This window comes from Rhodococcus sp. NS-SX18, from assembly GCF_057367935.1.
Genome location: NZ_CM170633.1, coordinates 3,122,848 through 3,140,195 on the forward strand (window position 1 = coordinate 3,122,848; position 17,348 = coordinate 3,140,195).

General features: G+C 72.0%; 15 protein-coding genes. 9 read left to right on the top strand and 6 right to left on the bottom strand.

Features of this window, described 5'->3' with window-relative positions; genetic code table 11:
* Nucleotides 1-10 precede the first annotated feature (10 nt).
* From AC2IPW_RS14365 to AC2IPW_RS14380, 4 genes are read left to right on the top strand one after another with little or no spacing between them, the layout of a single operon-like run.
* Nucleotides 11-1,600, top strand: a complete 1,590-nt coding sequence (locus tag AC2IPW_RS14365; RefSeq protein WP_052033884.1) for a phytoene desaturase family protein — start codon at nucleotides 11-13, stop codon at nucleotides 1,598-1,600.
* Nucleotides 1,597-2,403 carry a carotenoid biosynthesis protein gene (locus AC2IPW_RS14370; protein WP_003934147.1) on the top strand — a complete coding sequence of 269 codons (807 nt, stop codon included), beginning with the start codon at nucleotides 1,597-1,599 and terminating at the stop codon, nucleotides 2,401-2,403. The genes AC2IPW_RS14365 and AC2IPW_RS14370 overlap by 4 nt, the downstream gene beginning before the upstream one ends.
* A gap of 31 nt (nucleotides 2,404-2,434) precedes the next feature.
* The gene (locus AC2IPW_RS14375) at nucleotides 2,435-3,136 is read left to right on the top strand and encodes an LppM family (lipo)protein (RefSeq protein WP_003934146.1); all 702 of its coding nucleotides are present in this window, start codon (nucleotides 2,435-2,437) and stop codon (nucleotides 3,134-3,136) included.
* A gap of 3 nt (nucleotides 3,137-3,139) precedes the next feature.
* Nucleotides 3,140-4,273: a glycosyltransferase gene (locus AC2IPW_RS14380; protein WP_486375087.1), complete on the top strand. Its 1,134-nt coding sequence runs from the start codon at nucleotides 3,140-3,142 to the stop codon at nucleotides 4,271-4,273.
* A gap of 53 nt (nucleotides 4,274-4,326) precedes the next feature.
* Here AC2IPW_RS14380 and metF read toward each other — a convergent pair whose 3' ends face one another.
* Nucleotides 4,327-5,295: a methylenetetrahydrofolate reductase [NAD(P)H] gene (metF, locus tag AC2IPW_RS14385; RefSeq protein ID WP_486375088.1), complete on the bottom strand. Its 969-nt coding sequence runs from the start codon at nucleotides 5,293-5,295 to the stop codon at nucleotides 4,327-4,329.
* 206 nt (nucleotides 5,296-5,501) lie between these two features.
* On the opposite strand from metF, the gene AC2IPW_RS14390 reads away from it, so the two are divergent.
* From AC2IPW_RS14390 to AC2IPW_RS14405, 4 genes are all read left to right on the top strand, one after another.
* Complete coding sequence (locus AC2IPW_RS14390) at nucleotides 5,502-6,548, top strand: polyprenyl synthetase family protein (protein WP_486377010.1); 1,047 nt, start codon at nucleotides 5,502-5,504, stop codon at nucleotides 6,546-6,548.
* Entirely contained in the window at nucleotides 6,548-8,080 is a 1,533-nt protein-coding gene (crtI, locus tag AC2IPW_RS14395; protein WP_486375089.1) for a phytoene desaturase family protein, read from the top strand. The genes AC2IPW_RS14390 and crtI overlap by 1 nt, the downstream gene beginning before the upstream one ends.
* 116 nt (nucleotides 8,081-8,196) lie before the next feature.
* On the top strand, nucleotides 8,197-9,867 hold the full coding sequence (locus AC2IPW_RS14400; RefSeq protein ID WP_486375090.1) for an alpha-(1->6)-mannopyranosyltransferase A: 1,671 nt from the start codon (nucleotides 8,197-8,199) through the stop codon (nucleotides 9,865-9,867).
* On the top strand, nucleotides 9,864-10,772 hold the full coding sequence (locus tag AC2IPW_RS14405; protein ID WP_054373676.1) for a phytoene/squalene synthase family protein: 909 nt from the start codon (nucleotides 9,864-9,866) through the stop codon (nucleotides 10,770-10,772). The genes AC2IPW_RS14400 and AC2IPW_RS14405 overlap by 4 nt, the downstream gene beginning before the upstream one ends.
* Before the next feature lie 22 nt (nucleotides 10,773-10,794).
* Here the strand turns inward: AC2IPW_RS14405 and AC2IPW_RS14410 are convergent, their stop codons facing one another.
* Nucleotides 10,795-11,166: an Rv2175c family DNA-binding protein gene (locus tag AC2IPW_RS14410; RefSeq protein ID WP_268744372.1), complete on the bottom strand. Its 372-nt coding sequence runs from the start codon at nucleotides 11,164-11,166 to the stop codon at nucleotides 10,795-10,797.
* A gap of 262 nt (nucleotides 11,167-11,428) precedes the next feature.
* On the opposite strand from AC2IPW_RS14410, the gene pknB reads away from it, so the two are divergent.
* Nucleotides 11,429-13,429 carry a Stk1 family PASTA domain-containing Ser/Thr kinase gene (pknB, locus tag AC2IPW_RS14415; protein WP_486375091.1) on the top strand — a complete coding sequence of 667 codons (2,001 nt, stop codon included), beginning with the start codon at nucleotides 11,429-11,431 and terminating at the stop codon, nucleotides 13,427-13,429.
* 21 nt (nucleotides 13,430-13,450) lie between these two features.
* Here the strand turns inward: pknB and AC2IPW_RS14420 are convergent, their stop codons facing one another.
* The 4 genes from AC2IPW_RS14420 to AC2IPW_RS14435 form a co-directional block, all read right to left on the bottom strand.
* Nucleotides 13,451-14,836: a class II 3-deoxy-7-phosphoheptulonate synthase gene (locus tag AC2IPW_RS14420; RefSeq protein WP_003934137.1), complete on the bottom strand. Its 1,386-nt coding sequence runs from the start codon at nucleotides 14,834-14,836 to the stop codon at nucleotides 13,451-13,453.
* Nucleotides 14,837-14,926: 90 nt separating this feature from the next.
* Nucleotides 14,927-15,418, bottom strand: a complete 492-nt coding sequence (locus tag AC2IPW_RS14425; protein ID WP_003934136.1) for a polyadenylate-specific 3'-exoribonuclease AS — start codon at nucleotides 15,416-15,418, stop codon at nucleotides 14,927-14,929.
* Nucleotides 15,419-15,501: 83 nt separating this feature from the next.
* Nucleotides 15,502-16,239, bottom strand: coding sequence for a lysophospholipid acyltransferase family protein (locus AC2IPW_RS14430; RefSeq protein WP_003934135.1), 738 nt, complete (start codon nucleotides 16,237-16,239; stop codon nucleotides 15,502-15,504).
* A gap of 132 nt (nucleotides 16,240-16,371) precedes the next feature.
* Complete coding sequence (locus tag AC2IPW_RS14435) at nucleotides 16,372-17,346, bottom strand: ROK family protein (protein WP_003934134.1); 975 nt, start codon at nucleotides 17,344-17,346, stop codon at nucleotides 16,372-16,374.
* Between the last annotated feature and the right edge of the window lie 2 nt (nucleotides 17,347-17,348).

A 17,348-nucleotide genomic window follows, 5' to 3' on the forward strand; every position in this document is an offset into this window, starting at 1 on the left:
CGTGGACGGGGTGATCGATGCCGTCGTAGTGGGTTCCGGGCACAACGCCCTGGTGAGCGCGTGCTACCTGGCCCGCGCGGGTCGGTCCGTGGAGGTGCTCGAGCGGGACACCGTGCTCGGTGGCGCCGTGTCGACCGTGGAACGCTTCCCGGGCCACGCGGTCGACCGCGGCTCGTCGGCCCACGTCATGATCCGGCACACCGGCATCGTCGAGGAACTCGATCTGGCCGCGCACGGCCTGCGCTATGTCGACTGCGACCCGTGGGCGTTCGCCCCGGCCCCGGCGGGCAGCGACCGCCCGGGGATCGTCTTCCATCGCGATCTCGACCGCACCTGCCGATCCGTCGAGGCGGCGTGCGGTCCACGCGAGGCCGACGCCTACCGCCGCTTCGTGACGGTGTGGGGTCCGCGCAGCGCCCGGGTGATGCGCTCGTTCTCGGTGCCACCGACCGGCCGGCACCTGCTCTCGTCCTTCTGGGGTCTGGACACCGGCAGCGGCGGCAGTGACCTCTCCCGCCAGTTCCTCGGCACCGGCGACGCCCTCCTCGACGAGTACTTCGACGACGAGCCGCTCAAGGCCGCCCTCGCCTGGTTCGGTGCCCAGTCCGGTCCCCCGATGTCCGAGCCCGGCACTGCGCCCATGGTCGGCTTCGCGGCATTGATGCACACCCTGCCGCCCGGCCGGGCGGTCGGCGGGAGCGGCGCGCTGACCCGGGCCCTGGCCGCCCGCCTCGGGTCCGACGGTGGGGCCGTCACCCTCGGCGACGCCGTCACCGAGATCCGCCGCGCCGGGGACTGCTGGGCGGTCCGCACCGACTCCGGACGTGTCGTCACCGCGCGCACCGTGATCGCCGGCTGTCACGTGCTGACCACGTTCGATCTGCTCGAACGCGGCGGATTCGACCGCGCCCGCCTCGACGCGTGGCGGCGCCGGATCCGCGTCGGCCCGGGCATCGGCATGGTGGTACGCCTGGCGACCGACGCGCTGCCCCGGTATCCGAGCGGGCCCGCCGATGCCGCCGAGGCCGTGCGCGGCCTGCAACTGCTCGTCGAGGACCGGGCCCGGCTCCGGCTCGCGCACGGCGCCGCCCTGGCGGGGGAACTGCCGCCGCGGCCGGCCGTGCTGGCCATGAGTTTCACGGCACTCGATCCGTCGATCGCCCCGCCCGGCGAACACCAGGTGACCCTGTGGTCGCAGTGGCACCCGTACCGGCTCTCCGGCGACCGGCAGTGGTCCGCGCTGGCCGAGCCGGAGACGGACCGGATCGTCGCCGAGATGGAGCGGTTCGCGCCCGGCTTCGCCGGCTCCGTCCGGCACCGGCACATCCAGACCCCGCACGAGATCGAACGCGAACTGGGTCTGATCGGCGGCAATGTCATGCATGTGGAGATGTCGCTGGACCAGATGTTCATGTGGCGGCCGCTGCCGGAACTGTCCGGGCACCGGGTCCCGGGCGCCGACGGCGTCTATCTGACCGGCGCGTCCACCCATCCCGGGGGCGGGGTCTCCGGCGCGAGCGGGCGCGCCGCCGCGCAGCTCGCGCTCGCCGATTCCGCGGGTGGCCCTGTGCGCCGCGCGCTGGGACGGTGGCGTCGATGAATCGGCTGCCCGTCGTTCTCGCCGGTTGTGCGATCGCCGCGCAGATCGCGTATCCGCTGACCTCCGGCCAGGCCCGCGATCTCGTCACCGTCGCCGTGGTCACTCTTCTGGCGGCCGCCGGGCTCGCGCACGCGGCTGCGCGACGCGGCGCGGTCTGGACCGCCGGGTTCTTCGCGATCACGGCAGGGATCGGCTTCGCATCCGAGGTGGTGGGCACGGCGACCGGGTACCCGTACGGTTGCTATGCGTACGCCGCCGACCGGCTCGGTCCCGCGCTGTTCGACGTGCCTCTCGTGGTGCCGCTCGCCTGGACCGCGGGGATGTACCCGGTCTGGTACGTGGCGTCGCTGCTCGCCGCGCGCAGCGGGATCTCGCGGCCGGACGGGAACCGCGAGCGGGTGACTCGCATCGCGCTCACCACGGTGGGCATGGTCGGCTGGGACCTGTACCTCGACCCGCAGATGGTCTCCGACGGCCAATGGAGCTGGTGCAACGGCGGCGGCCTGCCCGGTATCGAGCAGATCCCGCTCACCAACTACCTCGGCTGGATCGTCGTGGCCACGCTCATGGCCATGGCATTGGACCTGCTCGACCGGACCGGACCGGTGCAGCCGGGCACCGACACCGTCCCCCTGGTGCTGTTCGTGTGGACGTGGCTCGGGTCTGCGCTCGCACACAGCGTCTTCCTGGGCGCGCCCGAGCTGAAGTACTCGGCTCTCTACGGGTCGGCGGTCATGAGCGTGCTCGGCATCCCGCTGTTGTTGTCCCTGCGGCGACGCGCCGGGACCGGGGCTCGCGTCTGACACGTCACCCCGCTCCTGGCACGATGTCGCTGTGCAGCCGCCCACCTCGCCCCGCTCCCGCCGACGGTCCCTCGCGGCGGCGGCGCTCCTGCTCCTGCTCGTCCCCGCCCTCGCCGGCTGCCTGCGGGTGCAGGCGACGATGGGGGTCTCGGCCGACGACCGTGTCTCCGGGCAGATCGTGGCCGCGACGATCCCCGCCGACGAGAACGACAAGGGACCGCAACTGACGGCTCCCGGCTCTCTCGCCGGCAAGGTCCGCGTGCAGGAGTACGACCAGGACGGGTACGTCGGTAGTCAGGTGTTCTTCAGTGATCTGAGCTTCGGGGACGTGCAACAGCTGGGGTCGATGTCGGACCAGACCTCGGGCACCTTCCAGCTCGCGCTGCAGCGCGCCGGTGACCTGGTGAGCGTCAACGGCAAGGTCGACCTCGAGTCGGTGCCGGTCCAGGGCACCGACGTGCAGATCACGATCGCGTTCCCGGCCCGGGTCGCGACGACCAACGGCAACCGTGAATCCGACTCGATCGTCACGTGGAAGCTGCCGGCCGGTGAGGTGAGTACGTTGCGCGCCGAGGTCCGCTACGCCGATCCGAACACCAGGGGGTTCGCCGGCTGGGCGGGCATCGTCGCCGGCGTCACGATCGGTGTCGCGGCGATCATCGGAGTACTCGCCTGGATGAACCGCAACCCCGCGCCCGCGCGACGCAGCCGCGACGACGCGACGGCGTCGTAGGCGATGCGGGCGCTGGTCGGCGTCGTCCGCGCCGGGGCCGTCGCCGCGACCCTGGGAGCCGCCGTCGCCGTCGCCAATCGCCTCACCCTGCCCCGGCTCGCCCCCGGCGATGTCGTCGACGAACCGGTGACGGTGATCGTCCCCGCCCGCAACGAAGCCCGTCGCCTACCTCGTCTCGTCGCGGATCTGCGCGCCCAGCGCGGTCTGCGCCGACTGCGGGTGGTGATCTTCGACGACGACTCGGTCGACGGCACGGCCGAGGCGGCGCGGCTCGCGGCCGGGGAGGATCCCCACGTCACGGTGATGCGTTCGACCGCGTCGCCACCACCCGGGTGGACGGGCAAGGCCGCGGCATGCGCATGTGCCTACGCCGCCACCGATCCGTCCGGCGTGGTCGCCTTCGTCGACGCGGACGTGCGGTTGGCCCCGGACGCGGTGGCGTCCGCGGTGACCGTGCTGAGGGACCGTGGGGCCGACCTGCTCACCCCGTGGCCCTTCCAGCAGGCCGGCTCCACCGCCGAGCAGCTCATGCAGCCGCTGCTGTTCTGGTCCTGGTTCGCGACGCTGCCGATCGCGGTGTCCCACCGCTCGAACCGGCCGTCCACCGCAGTCTCGTGCGGACAGTTCCTCGTGTTCGACGCACAGGCGTACGCCGCGGTCGGCGGGCACGTCGCGGTGGCGTCCAGTCCCACCGAGGACCTCGACCTCGCCCGGGCCCTGCGCCGGGCCGGGCGGCGCACGATGGTGGCCGCGGCCGGCAACGTCGTGTCCTGCCGGATGTACGAGGGCGCTGCGCCCCTGCGGGCCGGGTACACGCGCTGGCTGTGGTCGGCGTTCGGTTCCCCCGCCGGATCTGGGGCGGTGCTCGTCGCTGCCGCGGTGACCTACGTGCTGCCGCCCGTGGCGGCGGTGCTCGGCCGCGGCCCGGCCCGGCGCTGGGGGGTCGTGGGCACCGCCGCGGCGGTCGTTTCCCGGACCGTGGCCCGCGCGACCGAACGCGGCGGCCTCGAGCCGTCCGACCTGGCGGCCGCCTGCACCCACCCCTTCGCGGTGGGCGGGTTCGCGGCGCTGACGATCGACTCGCTCCGCGCGCGGCGCACCGGCCGGCTCGGCTGGAAGGACCGGCCCCTGCCCTGAGTCGTCGACCCTGAGCGCACCTGTCTCGAGCGCCCCTGCCTCGAGTGCCCGGCTCAGACCGCCGTGGGCACCGCGATGCCGAGGCGGGCGAGCACCTCGCGGGTAGCCCGCGCGAAGTTCAGGGTGATGAAGTGCAGGCAGGGCGCGCCCTCGGCGATGAGTCGCTCCGCCATCTCGGTGGCGACGTCGATGCCCACTTCGCGCACGGCGGCACGGTCTTCCTCCCGGCCGTTCCCGGCGGCCCGGACGAGGCGCTCCTCGAGGGTGGCCGGCAGCTTCGACCCGGACAGCTCCAGGCTGCGCCGCGCCGTGCGCAACGACGTGATCGGCATGATCTCCGGGATGATCGGCTTGGCTCCCTGTTCCGGGTCGTAGGCCACGACTCGGTCCCGCAGCCGCAGGTAGTCCTCGACGTCGAAGAACATTTGGGTGATCGAGTACTCGGCGCCCGCGCGCAGTTTGTGGACGAGATACCGCGTGTCGTGCTCGAGGTCCGGGGAGCGGTGGTGCGCCTCGGGGAACGACGCCACTCCGACGTGGAAGTCGCCGAGGTCGCGGACCAATCGGACGAGTTCCTCCGCGTACTCGAGCCCCTGCGGGTGCCGGGTCCATTCGCCCAGCGGATTTCCCGGCGGGTCACCTCGCAACGCCAGGATGTTGGTGATGCCACGATCGGCGTAGGCACCGACCATGGCGCGAAGTTCGTCGACGCTGTGCCCGACGGCGGTCAGATGCGCCACCGGCAGGAGCGTGGTTTCCTCCGCCAGCTCACCGGTGACCCGCACGGTGCGGTCCCGGGTGGAACCACCGGCTCCGTACGTCATCGACACGAAGGCCGGGCCGAGGCGTTCGAACTCGCGCACGGCACGCCACAGGCGCGCCTCGGCGTCGGCGTCGCGCGGCGGGGAGAACTCCACCGAGAACGGGATTCGCGCGCCGCGGGGCGCACGGAGACGGTCCACCACCGACGGCGTACGGGATTCTCCACCGCCGACCGGCCCGCTGTCGGAATCGAATGTCACCCGACCAGCATAGGGGCACGTCGGAGCGGGCCGAACGGGGGCGAGGCCCCTGGCCGCCGGATAGGGTGGGCGCGGGTGCACTCGGCGCGTTCGTTGCGCGATCGGGCCGCACCCGCCGTCGCCCGACGGGCCCGTCCACACACGACCAGGAGGACGCCCTGTTCACCGGATCCGAACCCGTGCCCGCCGCCTTGTTTCCCGATCTCGTGGAGGGCGCCCTGCGCGACTTCTTCGTCTCGCGGATCGAACTCGTCGAACCGATCGGCGGCGGCTATCCCGAGGCCGTCACGGCACTCGAATCCTTCGTGCTTCGCGGCGGCAAGCGGGTGCGTCCGGCGTTCGCGTGGAACGGCTGGATCGGCGCCGGCGGTGACCCGTCCGGTCTCGACGCGCCCGCGGTGCTGCGAGCCTGTTCGGCACTCGAACTGATCCAGGCCTGCGCCCTGGTACACGACGACATCATCGATGAATCCACCACCCGCCGCGGCTTCCCGACCGTGCACGTCGAGTTCGCCGACCGGCACCGCGCATCGGGCTGGCGGGGCCGGCCCGAGCAGTTCGGCACCGCCGTGGCCATCCTCCTCGGTGACCTCGCTCTGGCCTGGGCCGACGACATGGTTCGGGAAGCCGGACTGGATTCGGCCACGACCGCGCGGATCGCACCGGTGTGGTCGGCGATGCGCACCGAGGTCCTCGGCGGGCAGTTCCTCGACATCGCAGGCGAGGTGTCGGCCGACGAATCCGTGCCTGCGGCGATGCGGGTCAACCGGTTCAAGACCGCCGCGTACACGATCGAACGGCCGTTGCATCTCGGCGCCGCGCTCGCCGGTGCCGACGACGCCCTGATCGCCGCCTACCGGGAGTTCGGTACCGACATCGGGCTCGCCTTCCAGCTCCGCGACGACCTCCTCGGCGTGTTCGGAGATCCGGAGGTCACCGGCAAACCGTCCGGCGACGACCTGCGGTCGGGTAAACGAACCGTGCTGTACGCGCTGGCCCTGGAATCCGCCGACGCCCGTGACCCCGAGGCCGCCCGGTTGCTGCGCGAGAGCATCGGCTCGGACCTGTCCGACGCGGACGTCGAGAAATTGCGGACGGTCATCACCGACCTCGGGGCCGTGGACCGGGTGGAGCGGCGCATCGCCGCGCTCACCGACGCCGCGCTGGCGACGCTGGACGGCTCGAGCGCGACGGACGAGGGCAAGGCCCGTCTGCGGGCGGCGGCGCTCGACGCGACGCGGCGGGCCGCCTGATGCGCACCGTGAAGGACGCCGAGCGCGTCGTCGTCGTGGGGGCCGGGCTCGCCGGGCTCTCGACCGCGCTGTACCTGCTCGGCGCCGGGCGCAAGGTGACCGTCCTCGAACGCGAGACGACCGTCGGCGGCCGGGTGGGAGTGCACGCCGGACCCGGTTACGAGATCGACAACGGCGCCACCGTGCTCACCATGCCGGAACTCATCGCGGACGCGTTGGCGGCCGTCGGCGCCGACTTCGAGTCCGTCACCCCGGCGGTACGGCTGCGCCGGCTCGCCCCGGCGTACCACGCCCGGTTCGCCGACGGCACGACCCTGGACGTGCACACCGATCCGGACGCGATGGTCGCCGAGATCACCCGGGTGTGCGGAGCCGACGAGGCGCAGCGCTATCTTCGGCTGCGCTCCTGGCTCGCGGAGATCTTCGACGCCGAGTTCGACCGGTTCATGGCCGGGAACTTCGACTCCCCCCTCGACCTGGTCGCTTCCCCCGCGGCGGCGCGCGACCTGGCGACGCTGCTCCGTCTGGGCGGGTTCGGCCGGTTGGGGGCCCAGGTTAACCGCCGGATCACCGACCCGCGGTTGCGCCGCGTGTTCACTTTCCAGGCGTTGTACGCGGGTGTCGCACCCGCCCGGGCGCTGGCGGTGTACGGCGCCATCGCCCACATGGACACGTCCCTCGGCGTGTACTCGGTGAAGGGTGGCATGCGGGTGCTGGCCCGCGCGATGGCCGACGCGATCGTCACTGCCGGCGGGGAACTGCGCCTCGGCACCGAGGTCACGGGTCTGGACTTCGACGGCCGCACGGCCACCGCCGTCCGCACCGCCTCGGGGGAACGCGTGCCGTGCGACGCCGTGGTGCTGAGCCCGGACCTGCCGGTCGTGGACAGGCTGCTGCCGCCACGCCGGCGGCGCCGTGTGCTCGCGTCACCGTCGGCGGTGGTGCTGCACGGGAGCGTGCCGTCCGCCGTTGCCGCGCGTTGGCCTGCGATCCACCACCACACCATCGACTTCGGTGCGTCGTGGGAGGAGACGTTCGCCGAGATCAGCGCGGGACGCGGCCGCGGCCGGCTCATGAGCGACCCTTCGCTGCTGATCACCCGGCCGGCGTTGAGCGACCCGGGTCAGGGCTTCGTCCGCGACGGCGTGCGGCACGAGCCGCTGTCGGTGCTCGCGCCGTGCCCCAACCTGGACAGCGCCCCGTACGACTGGTCCGCGCTGGCCGACCCGTACGCCGCCGAACTGCTCGCCGTCCTCGGCCGGCGCGGATACGACGGCGTCGCCGACGAGTTCCGCATCGATCACATCGACACCCCGGCCACCTGGCAGGCCCGGGGCATGCTGGCGGGCAGCCCGTTCTCCGGGGCGCACGTCTTCCGGCAGACCGGACCGTTCCGGCGGCGGAACCTGGATCCACGCCATCCCAACGTCGTGCTCGCGGGCTCCGGGACCGTGCCGGGGGTGGGCGTGCCGACGGTCGTGTTGTCGGGCCGGCTCGCGGCCGAGCGGCTCGGTGTCCGCACCGCGCGGTGAGTGGTGGACCGCGGACGGTTGCGGCTGAACTAAACTGTCACCTCGTTCACCTGTCCGCCCGCGCCGCGCCCGGGCCCCGCACCGTCCACGACTTCCCGGGGGAGGAACTCGCAACCATGTCGTCCCCTGCCCCTTCCGACGCTGCTCCACAGCATCCGTCGGGACCGCAGCGCCCGCCGGAATCGCAACGTCCGCCGGAAGCACAGCGCCCGCCGGAAGCACAGCGCCCGCCGGAAGCACAGCGCCCGCCGGAAGCACAGCCTGCCGGCTCGCAGCCCGCACGGAGCAGACCCGGCGATTTCCTCCGGAGCCCGGCCGGCAATTCGGGCCTGCTGGGCACCCTCGGCGCCGCCTTCGTCACGTTCGGCGGATTCGGGGCCGGAAGCGTCCGGCGGCAGGACCCGCTGCTCGAGGAGCTGTACCTGTCCTGGTTGCGGTTCGGGCACGGCCTGCTGCTCTCGACGATCCTGATCTGGGCCGGTGTCCTGCTGATGATCGCGGCCTGGGTGCGGCTGGGCCGCAGCACCCTCTCCGGGCACGTGACGCTGCGCGAGCTGTGGACGGTGCTGCCCATGTGGGTGGCACCGTTGCTGATGGCCCCGCCGATGTTCAGCCGCGACGCCTACTCCTACCTCGCCCAGGGGGCGATGCTGCGCGACGGCTTCGACCCGTACCTCGACGGCCCGGTCGTCAACCCGGGTGTGCTGCTCGACAACGTGAGCAACGTGTGGAAGACGACCACCACCCCGTACGGTCCGGTGCACCTGCTGCTCGGCGCGGGCATCACGTCGCTCACCGGTGACGACGTCGTCACCGGTACCTGGTTGCTGCGGCTGACGATGCTGCCGGGTCTGGTGCTCACCGCGTGGGCCGTGCCGAAGCTCGCGCGCCGGCTCGGCGGCAACCCCCGCATCGCCCTGTGGCTGGCGGTGCTCAACCCGCTGATCCTGATCCACCTCATCGGCGGTGTGCACAACGAGATGCTGATGGTCGGGTTCATGATCGCCGGCATCGTGCTCGTGCTCGAGGGCCGGCACGTCGGCGGGATCGCACTCGTGTCCGTCGGCGCCGCGGTCAAGGCGTCGGCGGGTATCGCGCTGCCCTTCCTGGTGTGGATCTGGATGCTGCACGAACGGGACCGGGCGCGGGCGCAGGGCCGCGAACCGGCGTCGCCGATCGTGCTGTTCGGGAAGACCGCGGGCGCGGGGCTGCTGGTGTTCGCGGCCGTATTCGGGGCGGCTTCGGCGCTCGCGGGCGTCGGTATCGGCTGGCTGACGGCCTTGTCCGGCTCGTCGAAGATCATCAACTGGCTGTCGTTGCCGACGATCATGGCGCACGCCGTCACATGGTTCACGCCGTGGCAGCTGGGGTCGATCCTCGACGTCACCCGGATGCTCTGCGCCGTGGCGTTGCTGGTGATCATGGTGGTGACGTGGTGGCGGTTCCGGCGCACCGAGCGCGATGCCGTACTCGGCATCGTGATCACGCTGACCGCGATCACGGTGCTTTCGCCGGCCGCCCTGCCGTGGTACTACTCGTGGCCGCTCGCGGTGGCGGCGGGCTTCACCCTGTCGACGACCACGTTGGCGGTGCTCGTGGGCCTGTCGACCTGGCTGATGCTGATCTTCAACCCCGACGGCTCGATCGGCATGTACAACATCGCCCATGTGCTCCTGGCTGTGGTCGCCTCGGTGATCGCCGCCGCGTCGCTGCGTACCGTCGACCCGCTTCGGCTGCGCGCACGACGGGAACCACCCGTCCCCGCCGTCCACCCCGATCCGAGGTGACCGTGTCCGAGACCGACGCAGGATTCCGCTACTGCGAGGAGCTGGCGGCCACGCACGGCCGGACGTACTATCTCGCCACCCGTCTCCTGCCCCGGCCGCGACGGTCGGCGGTCCACGCCCTCTACGGGTTCGCTCGTCTCGTCGACGACATCGTCGACGTGACCGCCGTCGACGACCCGGCCGGCGCCGCCCGGCAGGTGACCGAAACGGAGCGCCGGCTGCACGCCGCCCTTGCGGGCGACCCCGGGCCGGCGGATGCGACCGGGTTGGTCGTGGGGGCGCTGGCCGAGACCATCCGGCGCTACGAGCTGCCCCTGGAGTACTTCGAGGCGTTCGTACGGTCGATGCGGATGGACATTCCCGGCACCCCCGAGTTCCGCGCGCGCTACGACGACATGCCGCAGCTGCGGGAGTACATGTACGGTTCGGCGGCGGTCATCGGACTGCAGTTGCTGCCCGTGTTCGAGGTCGCCGACATCGACGCGGCCGCACCCTATGCAGCGGCGCTCGGAGAAGCCTTCCAGCTCACGAACTTCATCCGGGATGTGGGCGAGGACCTCGACCGGGGGCGCACCTACCTGCCGGCCGACACGTGGGCCGCTTTCGGGGTCGATGTCGCGCTGCTCGAGCACGGCCGGCGCACCGGCGGGGCCCCGGATCCGCGGGTGCGCCGGGCACTGGCCCACTTCGTGGCGCTCACGCGGGCGGAGTACCGGCGAGCCGAGCCGGGTCTGGCGCTACTGCCGGATCGGATCCGGCCCGGCATCCGCACCGCCTTCGCGCTCTACGGCGGAATCCTCGACGAGGTCGAGCGCAGCGGCTACCGCGTCCTCGACGAGCGCGCCGTGGTCCCCGGCCGGCGCCGGGCGCGGGTTGCGCTGACCCAGCTGGTCCGCCTGCGCTGAGCGACCGGAGCCGGAACCGGAGTCAGAAGCCGAGTGCCTGCGCCCGGCGCATGACCTCCCGCCTCGCGTGGGTGTGCATCGCCGCGGCCGGGGAGCCGCCCGTGAGCGTGTCGTCCTCCCGGAACATCCAGTTCAGGATCTCGTCGTCCCGGAATCCTCCGTCGTGCAGTACCGCGATGAGACCGGGGATGCCCGCGAGGATCCGACCGTCGTCGTCGAAGAATGCCGCGGGCACCGCCAGCACGCCGTCCCGCTTGATCGCCAGGAGTTGGCGGTCGCGCAGCAGCTGGTGGACCCGGGTGATCACCAGACCGAGCTGCTTCGCCACGTCGACCAGCTGAAGCACGGGTACGGAGCGGTCGAGGACGTCTTCGCTGTAAGGGATAGCACTCACACGGTCAACGTTATCGGGTCCGTGGCGGCGGGCCGTCGACGGCCGCGCACGTGTCACCGCGGCGAGCCGCGCCCCTGTCACCGCGGCGAGCCGCGCCCCTGTCACCGCGGCGAGCCGCGCCCCTGTCACCGCAGCGAGCTACGGGCGGGCACCGGGCGGTTCGTGCGCTGGCTACGATCGACAGAGGCGAACCCGGCGGCATTCCCGTCGTGCGCCGCACCTGACGCAGCAAGACGACGGCACGGACACGGGGGTACACCGGGTGAGCTCTGGAGGCGACCGCCTGATCGGCGCGGTGCTCGAACGGCGCTACCGCATCGAGGCACCGATCGCCCGCGGTGGCATGTCCATCGTGTACCGAGGTACGGACCTGCGACTCGACCGTCCGGTGGCGGTGAAGGTCATGGATCCGCAGTTCGCGGCCGATCCCCAGTTCCTCGCTCGGTTCGAGTTCGAGGCGCGCTCGGTGGCGCGGTTGACCCATCCGGGCCTGGTCGCGGTGTACGACCAGGGGCAGGACGGGGATCACGTCTTCCTGGTGATGGAGCTGGTCGAGGGCGGCACGCTGCGCGAACTGCTGCGCGAGCGGGGTCCGATGCCGCCGCATGCGGCGGCGGCCGTCGCGGCGCCGGTGCTGGGAGCGCTCGCGGTGGCGCACCGCGCCGGCCTGGTGCACCGTGACGTCAAACCGGAGAATGTGCTGATCTCCGATGCCGGGGAGGTGAAGATCGCCGATTTCGGCCTGGTGCGGGCGGTCGCCGCGGCGACGACGACGTCGCGCAGTGTCATCCTGGGTACCGCCGCATATCTGTCGCCGGAACAGGTGACCACGGGCACCGCGGACGCACGCAGCGACGTGTACGCGACCGGGATCCTGCTGTTCGAGATGCTGACCGGCCGCACCCCGTTCACCGGCGACACGTCGCTCTCGGTGGCCTACCAACGGGTCGATCGGGACGTCCCGGATCCAGGTGCCCTCATCGACGGCGTCCCGGAGCAGTTCGACGGGCTGGTCCGGCACGCCACCGAACGGGAGCCCGGTGAACGGTTCCCGGATGCGGGGGCGATGGCCGCCGCGCTGAGCGAGGTCTGCGATGCCCTGGCGTTGCCCCGCTACCGGGTGCCCGCTCCGCAGCGGTCCGCGCAGCATCGTTCGGCGGCCGCGGAACCGGCGACGGCCGCGGTGAACCCCGCGCCGCCGACGGTGGCCGTGCGCGCCGCGGCACCGCCGTCGAGGCCGCTGCCACCGCCGACGGCGCCGGGTCTCGCCGCCCAGGTCTCCCCCGCCGGCCCGCAGCACACCAAGGTCGTCACCCAGCAACACCCACGGGCCGAGACGTCGGGACTCCGGGCCGAGCCTGCTGATTTCGCCGCCGAGCACCGACGGAACCGGCGGACGACGCTGCTGTGGCTGCTGGCGATCCTGCTCCTGGCGCTGGCCGTCGGTTTCGGCGGATGGTGGCTCGGATCCGGGCGGATGACCACCGTCCCGAGCGTCCTCGGGGTCGATCGGGACACCGCCCTCGCGGCCCTGCAGGCCGCAGACGTGACCCCCGAGGTACGAGGGGAGTACTCCGACGACGCCTCCGTCGACACCGTGCTCGGTACCGACCCGGAGGCCGGCAGCCGCGTCGCCCGGGGTGACGATGTCGTGCTGCTCGTCTCGCTGGGCCGGCCGACCGTGCCCACGATCGTCGGTGACGGTGACCGCGACGTCGTGGAACAGGAGTTGCGCAACCGGACCTTCGTTCCGGTGGACGGTGGCTCCGCCTACAGCACGGCCGTCGAGGAGGGCGGGGTCGCTGCGCTCGACCCGGCACCGGGCACGGTCCTTCCGGTGGGGGCGGAAGTCGCGGTGATCATCAGCAAGGGGTCGCCGCCGGTGGATGTGCCCGACGTCGCGGGCCGCACTGTCGACGAGGCCCGGCGGGCCCTGGACACGGTGGGACTCACGGTGCGCGAGACGCGGGAGGTGTTCGATGCGGACGTCGATGCGGGACGGGTCGTCGGCACCGACCCGGCGATCGGGAACCGGGTCAACGCCGGCGGCAGCGTCACGCTGATGGTGTCGAATGCGGTGAAGGTGCCCTCACTGCTGGGTCGCACGGTCGCGGCGGCGCGCGACGAACTCGGCCGGCTCGGTCTGGACGTCGAGGTGCGGCAGTTCGCAGGCTCCGACCGGTCGGTGGTGATCGGTCAGAGCCCGGGTGCGGGCGACCGGGTCGAGCCGGGCGGCACGGTGACGCTCACTGCCCTGCCCTGAGACCCGGCCGCCGCGCCCCGGTCAGCCGCGGAGCATCTCCGCGACCAGGAACGCCAGCTCGAGGGACTGCTGGGTGTTCAGACGGGGGTCGCACGCCGTCTCGTAGCGTCCGTGCAGGTCGATGTCGGAGATGTCCTGCGCGCCGCCGAGGCATTCGGTGACGTCCTCACCGGTGAGTTCGATGTGGATGCCGCCCGGGTGCGTGCCGAGTGCATTGTGCACCTCGAAGAAGCCCTGCACCTCGTCGACGATCCGGTCGAAGTGCCGCGTCTTGTAGCCCGTGGACGCCTCGTGCGTGTTGCCGTGCATCGGGTCGCACTGCCAGATGACCTGGTGTCCGGTCGCCTCCACCTTCGCGATGATCGCGGGCAGCAGATCGCGCACCTTCGCGTGCCCCATCCGGGAAATGAGGGTCAGCCGGCCCGGCTTGTTGGTGGGATCGAGCCGCTCGACGTACTCCGCCGCCATCTCGGGCGTGGTGCTGGGACCGATCTTCAGGCCGATCGGGTTGGCCAGCAGCTCGGCGAAGGCGATGTGGGCGCCGTCGAGCTGACGGGTGCGGTCACCGATCCACAGGAAGTGCGCCGACAGGTCGTACAGCCGGGGGTGCCCGTCGGTGTTGTCGAGCCGCAGCATTGCCCGCTCGTAGTCGAGGACCAGCGCCTCGTGGCTGGCGTAGATGGTGGCGGCCTTCAGATTGGGGTCCACGACGCCGCACGCGTCCATGAAACGCAGACCGCGGTCGATCTCGGAGGCGAGGGCCTCGTACCGCGCCCCGGCCGGGGACGAGGCGACGAACTCCCGGTTCCAATCGTGGACTCGGTGCAGGTCCGCCTCGCCGGCGGCGGTGATGGCCCGGACCAGGTTCATCGCGGCGCTGGCGTTGGCGTAGGCGCGGATGAGCCGGGACGGATCGTGTGCGCGCACGGCGGCGTCGGCGACGAGGGAGTTGATCATGTCGCCCCGGTACGACTGCAGCCCGAGCGCATCGATGTCCGAGGAGCGCGGTTTGGCGTACTGCCCGGCGATCCGCGCGACCTTCACGACCGGCAGCGACGCACCATAGGTCAGCACGACGGCCATCTGCAGCAGCGTGCGGATGTTGGCCTTGATGTGCGGCTCGGTGTTGTCGGCGAAGGTCTCGGCGCAGTCGCCGCCCTGGAGCAGGAAGGCTTCGCCGCGCGCGACCGCGGCGAGGTGGTTCTGCAGCTCCTCGACCTCGCGGGCCACGGTGATCGGCGGCACGCTCTCGAGCACGGTGCGCATCGCCGACGCCTGGTCCTCGGGCCAGCTCGGCTGCTGCAGGGCGGGCTTGGCCAGGGCCGCGTCCAGCCGTTCGCGCAGCTCGGCAGGGAGCGGCGGAAGGGTCGGCAAGCGGTCGATCGGCACATCGACAGTCCAGTTCACACCATCAGGATATGGCCCCGGCGTGACGACGGATACGCACCCCCGGGTAGGTCGACGCCACACCCCCCGCGCCGACCCCGGCGCGGGGCCTCAGCGGTACCGCCGCGCGGCCTCGATGGCCTCGAACTTGGCGAGATTGTGACGCGCGTCGGCGAGGGCGTCGTGATTGTCGTCGGGTGCGGCCGGCAGCGGCGGCCTGCCGTACTGCTCCCAGTGCTGGCGCAGTTCGCGGGTGAACTTGGGCAGCGCGTCGGGTAGTTCCGGCATCGTGCCCCAGAGCTGGACGAGCGCGACGTGATCGTAGGCCCCGAGCCAGGCCCACAGTTCGGGCTGGATGCCGGGCCGTGGGATCAGGAAGGACAGCAGTTCGTCGCGGATGCGGCTCCGGGACTTCCAGGCGGGGTGCGCGGGGGGCGGCAGCTTCGGCAGCACGTTCCGGCGCACCCACGGCCCGGCCCGCTCGGGATCGAACTCGGTCGACACCGCATAGAATTCGCGCCCGTCCTCGCAGGCGACACCGATCGACACGAGCTCGATGGTGCGACCATCCTCGATGAACTCGCAGTCGTAGAAGTAACGCACGTGCGCACATTATGCCCGGCCCCGGCCGGGCTGGTGTCGCCGGCGCCCGGCCCCGGCCGGGCTGGTGCCGCCGGCGCCCGGCGTCAGCCGGCCTGCGTGTCGGGCAGGCGGTCCGCGTCGGCTGCTGCGGCGGCCGCGTCCTCCTCGGCGGGCCGGTTCTTCAGGGTGGCCGCGTAGATGTCGACGTACTGCTGGTCCGACAGGCGCATCAGCGCGTACATCACCTCGTCGGTGACGGTGCGCTCGACGAATCGGTTGCCGCTCATGCCCTCGAAGCGGGAGAAGTCGATCGGTTCGCCGATCCGCACCGTCACCTTGGCCGGCTTCCACATCTTCGACCCGATGGGGTTCATCTCGTCGGTGCCGATCATCGCCACGGGAATCACTTTGACGCCGGTCTGCAGGGCGAGCCTTGCGATGCCGGTCTTGCCCTTGTAGAGGCGCCCGTCCGGCGACCGGGTGCCCTCCGGGTAGATGCCGAGCAGCTTGCCCTGGGAGAGGACGCGGACACCGGCGTTGAGGGCGTCCTGCGCCGCGTCGGCGCCGGTGCGGTCGATCGGGACCTGGCCGACCGCGGAGAAGAACCAGCGTTGGAACCGGCCTTTGAACCCGGTGCCGGTGAAGTACTCGCTCTTGGCGAGGAAGGTGATGCGGCGCCGTACGACGAGGGGAAGGAAGAAGGAGTCGAGGACGGCTTTGTGGTTACTGGCGAGGATCGCGGGGCCGTCGGCCGGGATGTTCTCCGCGCCTTCGATTTTCGGCCGCCCCATGAGCCAGAGCAGCGGCCCCAGCAGGACGTACTTGAAAAGCCAATACCACATGGCGTCCTTCCCCGTCTTCGAAACGCGCAGGCAGACCGTGCCTGCCGGTCGACTCTACGACGGCGGGGTGTTGCCGTGCACACCGTGGCACGCCGCGGTCCCGGCTCACACGGGGGGGACGTGACGAGCATCTCAATCATTCGGTCCGTTTCGTCCGGACCGGTGCCGGGCGAGGTCGGCTGCGCCCACCAGGCCGGCGGCGTCGCCGAGGTGTGCGGCCCGGACCCGTGCGAGCGGCCGGTGGCCCCGGCCGGTCAGGGCCGCCGCGTAGTGCCCTCGGGCGTCGTCGAGGAACAGGGACGCCGATCCCGACACCCCGCCGGCGACCACGACCAGTTCCGGGTCGAAGACGTCGGCGACCATGGCCAGGCCGAGTCCGAGCCAGCGGGCGAACTCGGCCATCGCCGCGACGGCGAGCGGGTCGCCGTCCTGCGCGGCTCCGGCGATCCGTCGTCCGGTCAGCGCGCCGGGGTCCGCCGCGACGTCGCGGGTGAGCTGGGAGGCCCGATCCGGGCCTGCGGCGAGCAACTCGATCGCGGTGTCCACGAGCGCGGTGCCACTGCAGTACCGCTCCCAGCAGCCGCGCTTTCCGCACGCGCAGGGCCGTCCGTCGGGAACCACCTGTAGGTGCCCGAGTTCGGGAGCAATGCCGTGCGCGCCCCGGAACAGCACACCGTCCAGCAGCAGGGCGGCGCCGATGCCGGTGCCGACGGCGACCAGCACCGTCGTCCCGACACCCGCAGCGGCACCGAACCGGTACTCGGCCCACGCGGCCGCGTTGGCGTCGTGCTCGAGAACCACCGGCAGGCCGATCCGAGCACTCATCCGCTCCGCCACGGGCACGTCCGCCCACGGCAGATGCGGGGCGTAGCGGACGACGCGACGGTCGGCGGTGAGGAACCCGGCGACGGCGAGACCGACGGCGGTGACTTCGTTGCGGCCCGCCAGGAGGGCGACGGTGCGGTCGAGGGCGTCGTCGAGGGCACGGCCCGAATGCGGGGTCGGCGCCCGGACGGTGTCGACGACGGTGCCGGTACCGTCGACGACGGCCGCGCGGATGCTGGTGCCGCCCACGTCGATTCCGATCGTGAGTCGATCCGTGCTCACGG

Bases quoted from the DNA above. Each gene is read 5' to 3' on its own strand.
- AC2IPW_RS14430 (WP_003934135.1), bottom strand. From the start codon at position 16,239: ATGTGGTATTGGCTTTTCAAGTACGTCCTGCTGGGGCCGCTGCTCTGG.
- crtI (WP_486375089.1), top strand. From the start codon at position 6,548: ATGCGCACCGTGAAGGACGCCGAGCGCGTCGTCGTCGTGGGGGCCGGG.
- AC2IPW_RS14380 (WP_486375087.1), top strand. From the start codon at position 3,140: ATGCGGGCGCTGGTCGGCGTCGTCCGCGCCGGGGCCGTCGCCGCGACC.
- AC2IPW_RS14400 (WP_486375090.1), top strand. From the start codon at position 8,197: ATGTCGTCCCCTGCCCCTTCCGACGCTGCTCCACAGCATCCGTCGGGA.
- AC2IPW_RS14370 (WP_003934147.1), top strand. From the start codon at position 1,597: ATGAATCGGCTGCCCGTCGTTCTCGCCGGTTGTGCGATCGCCGCGCAG.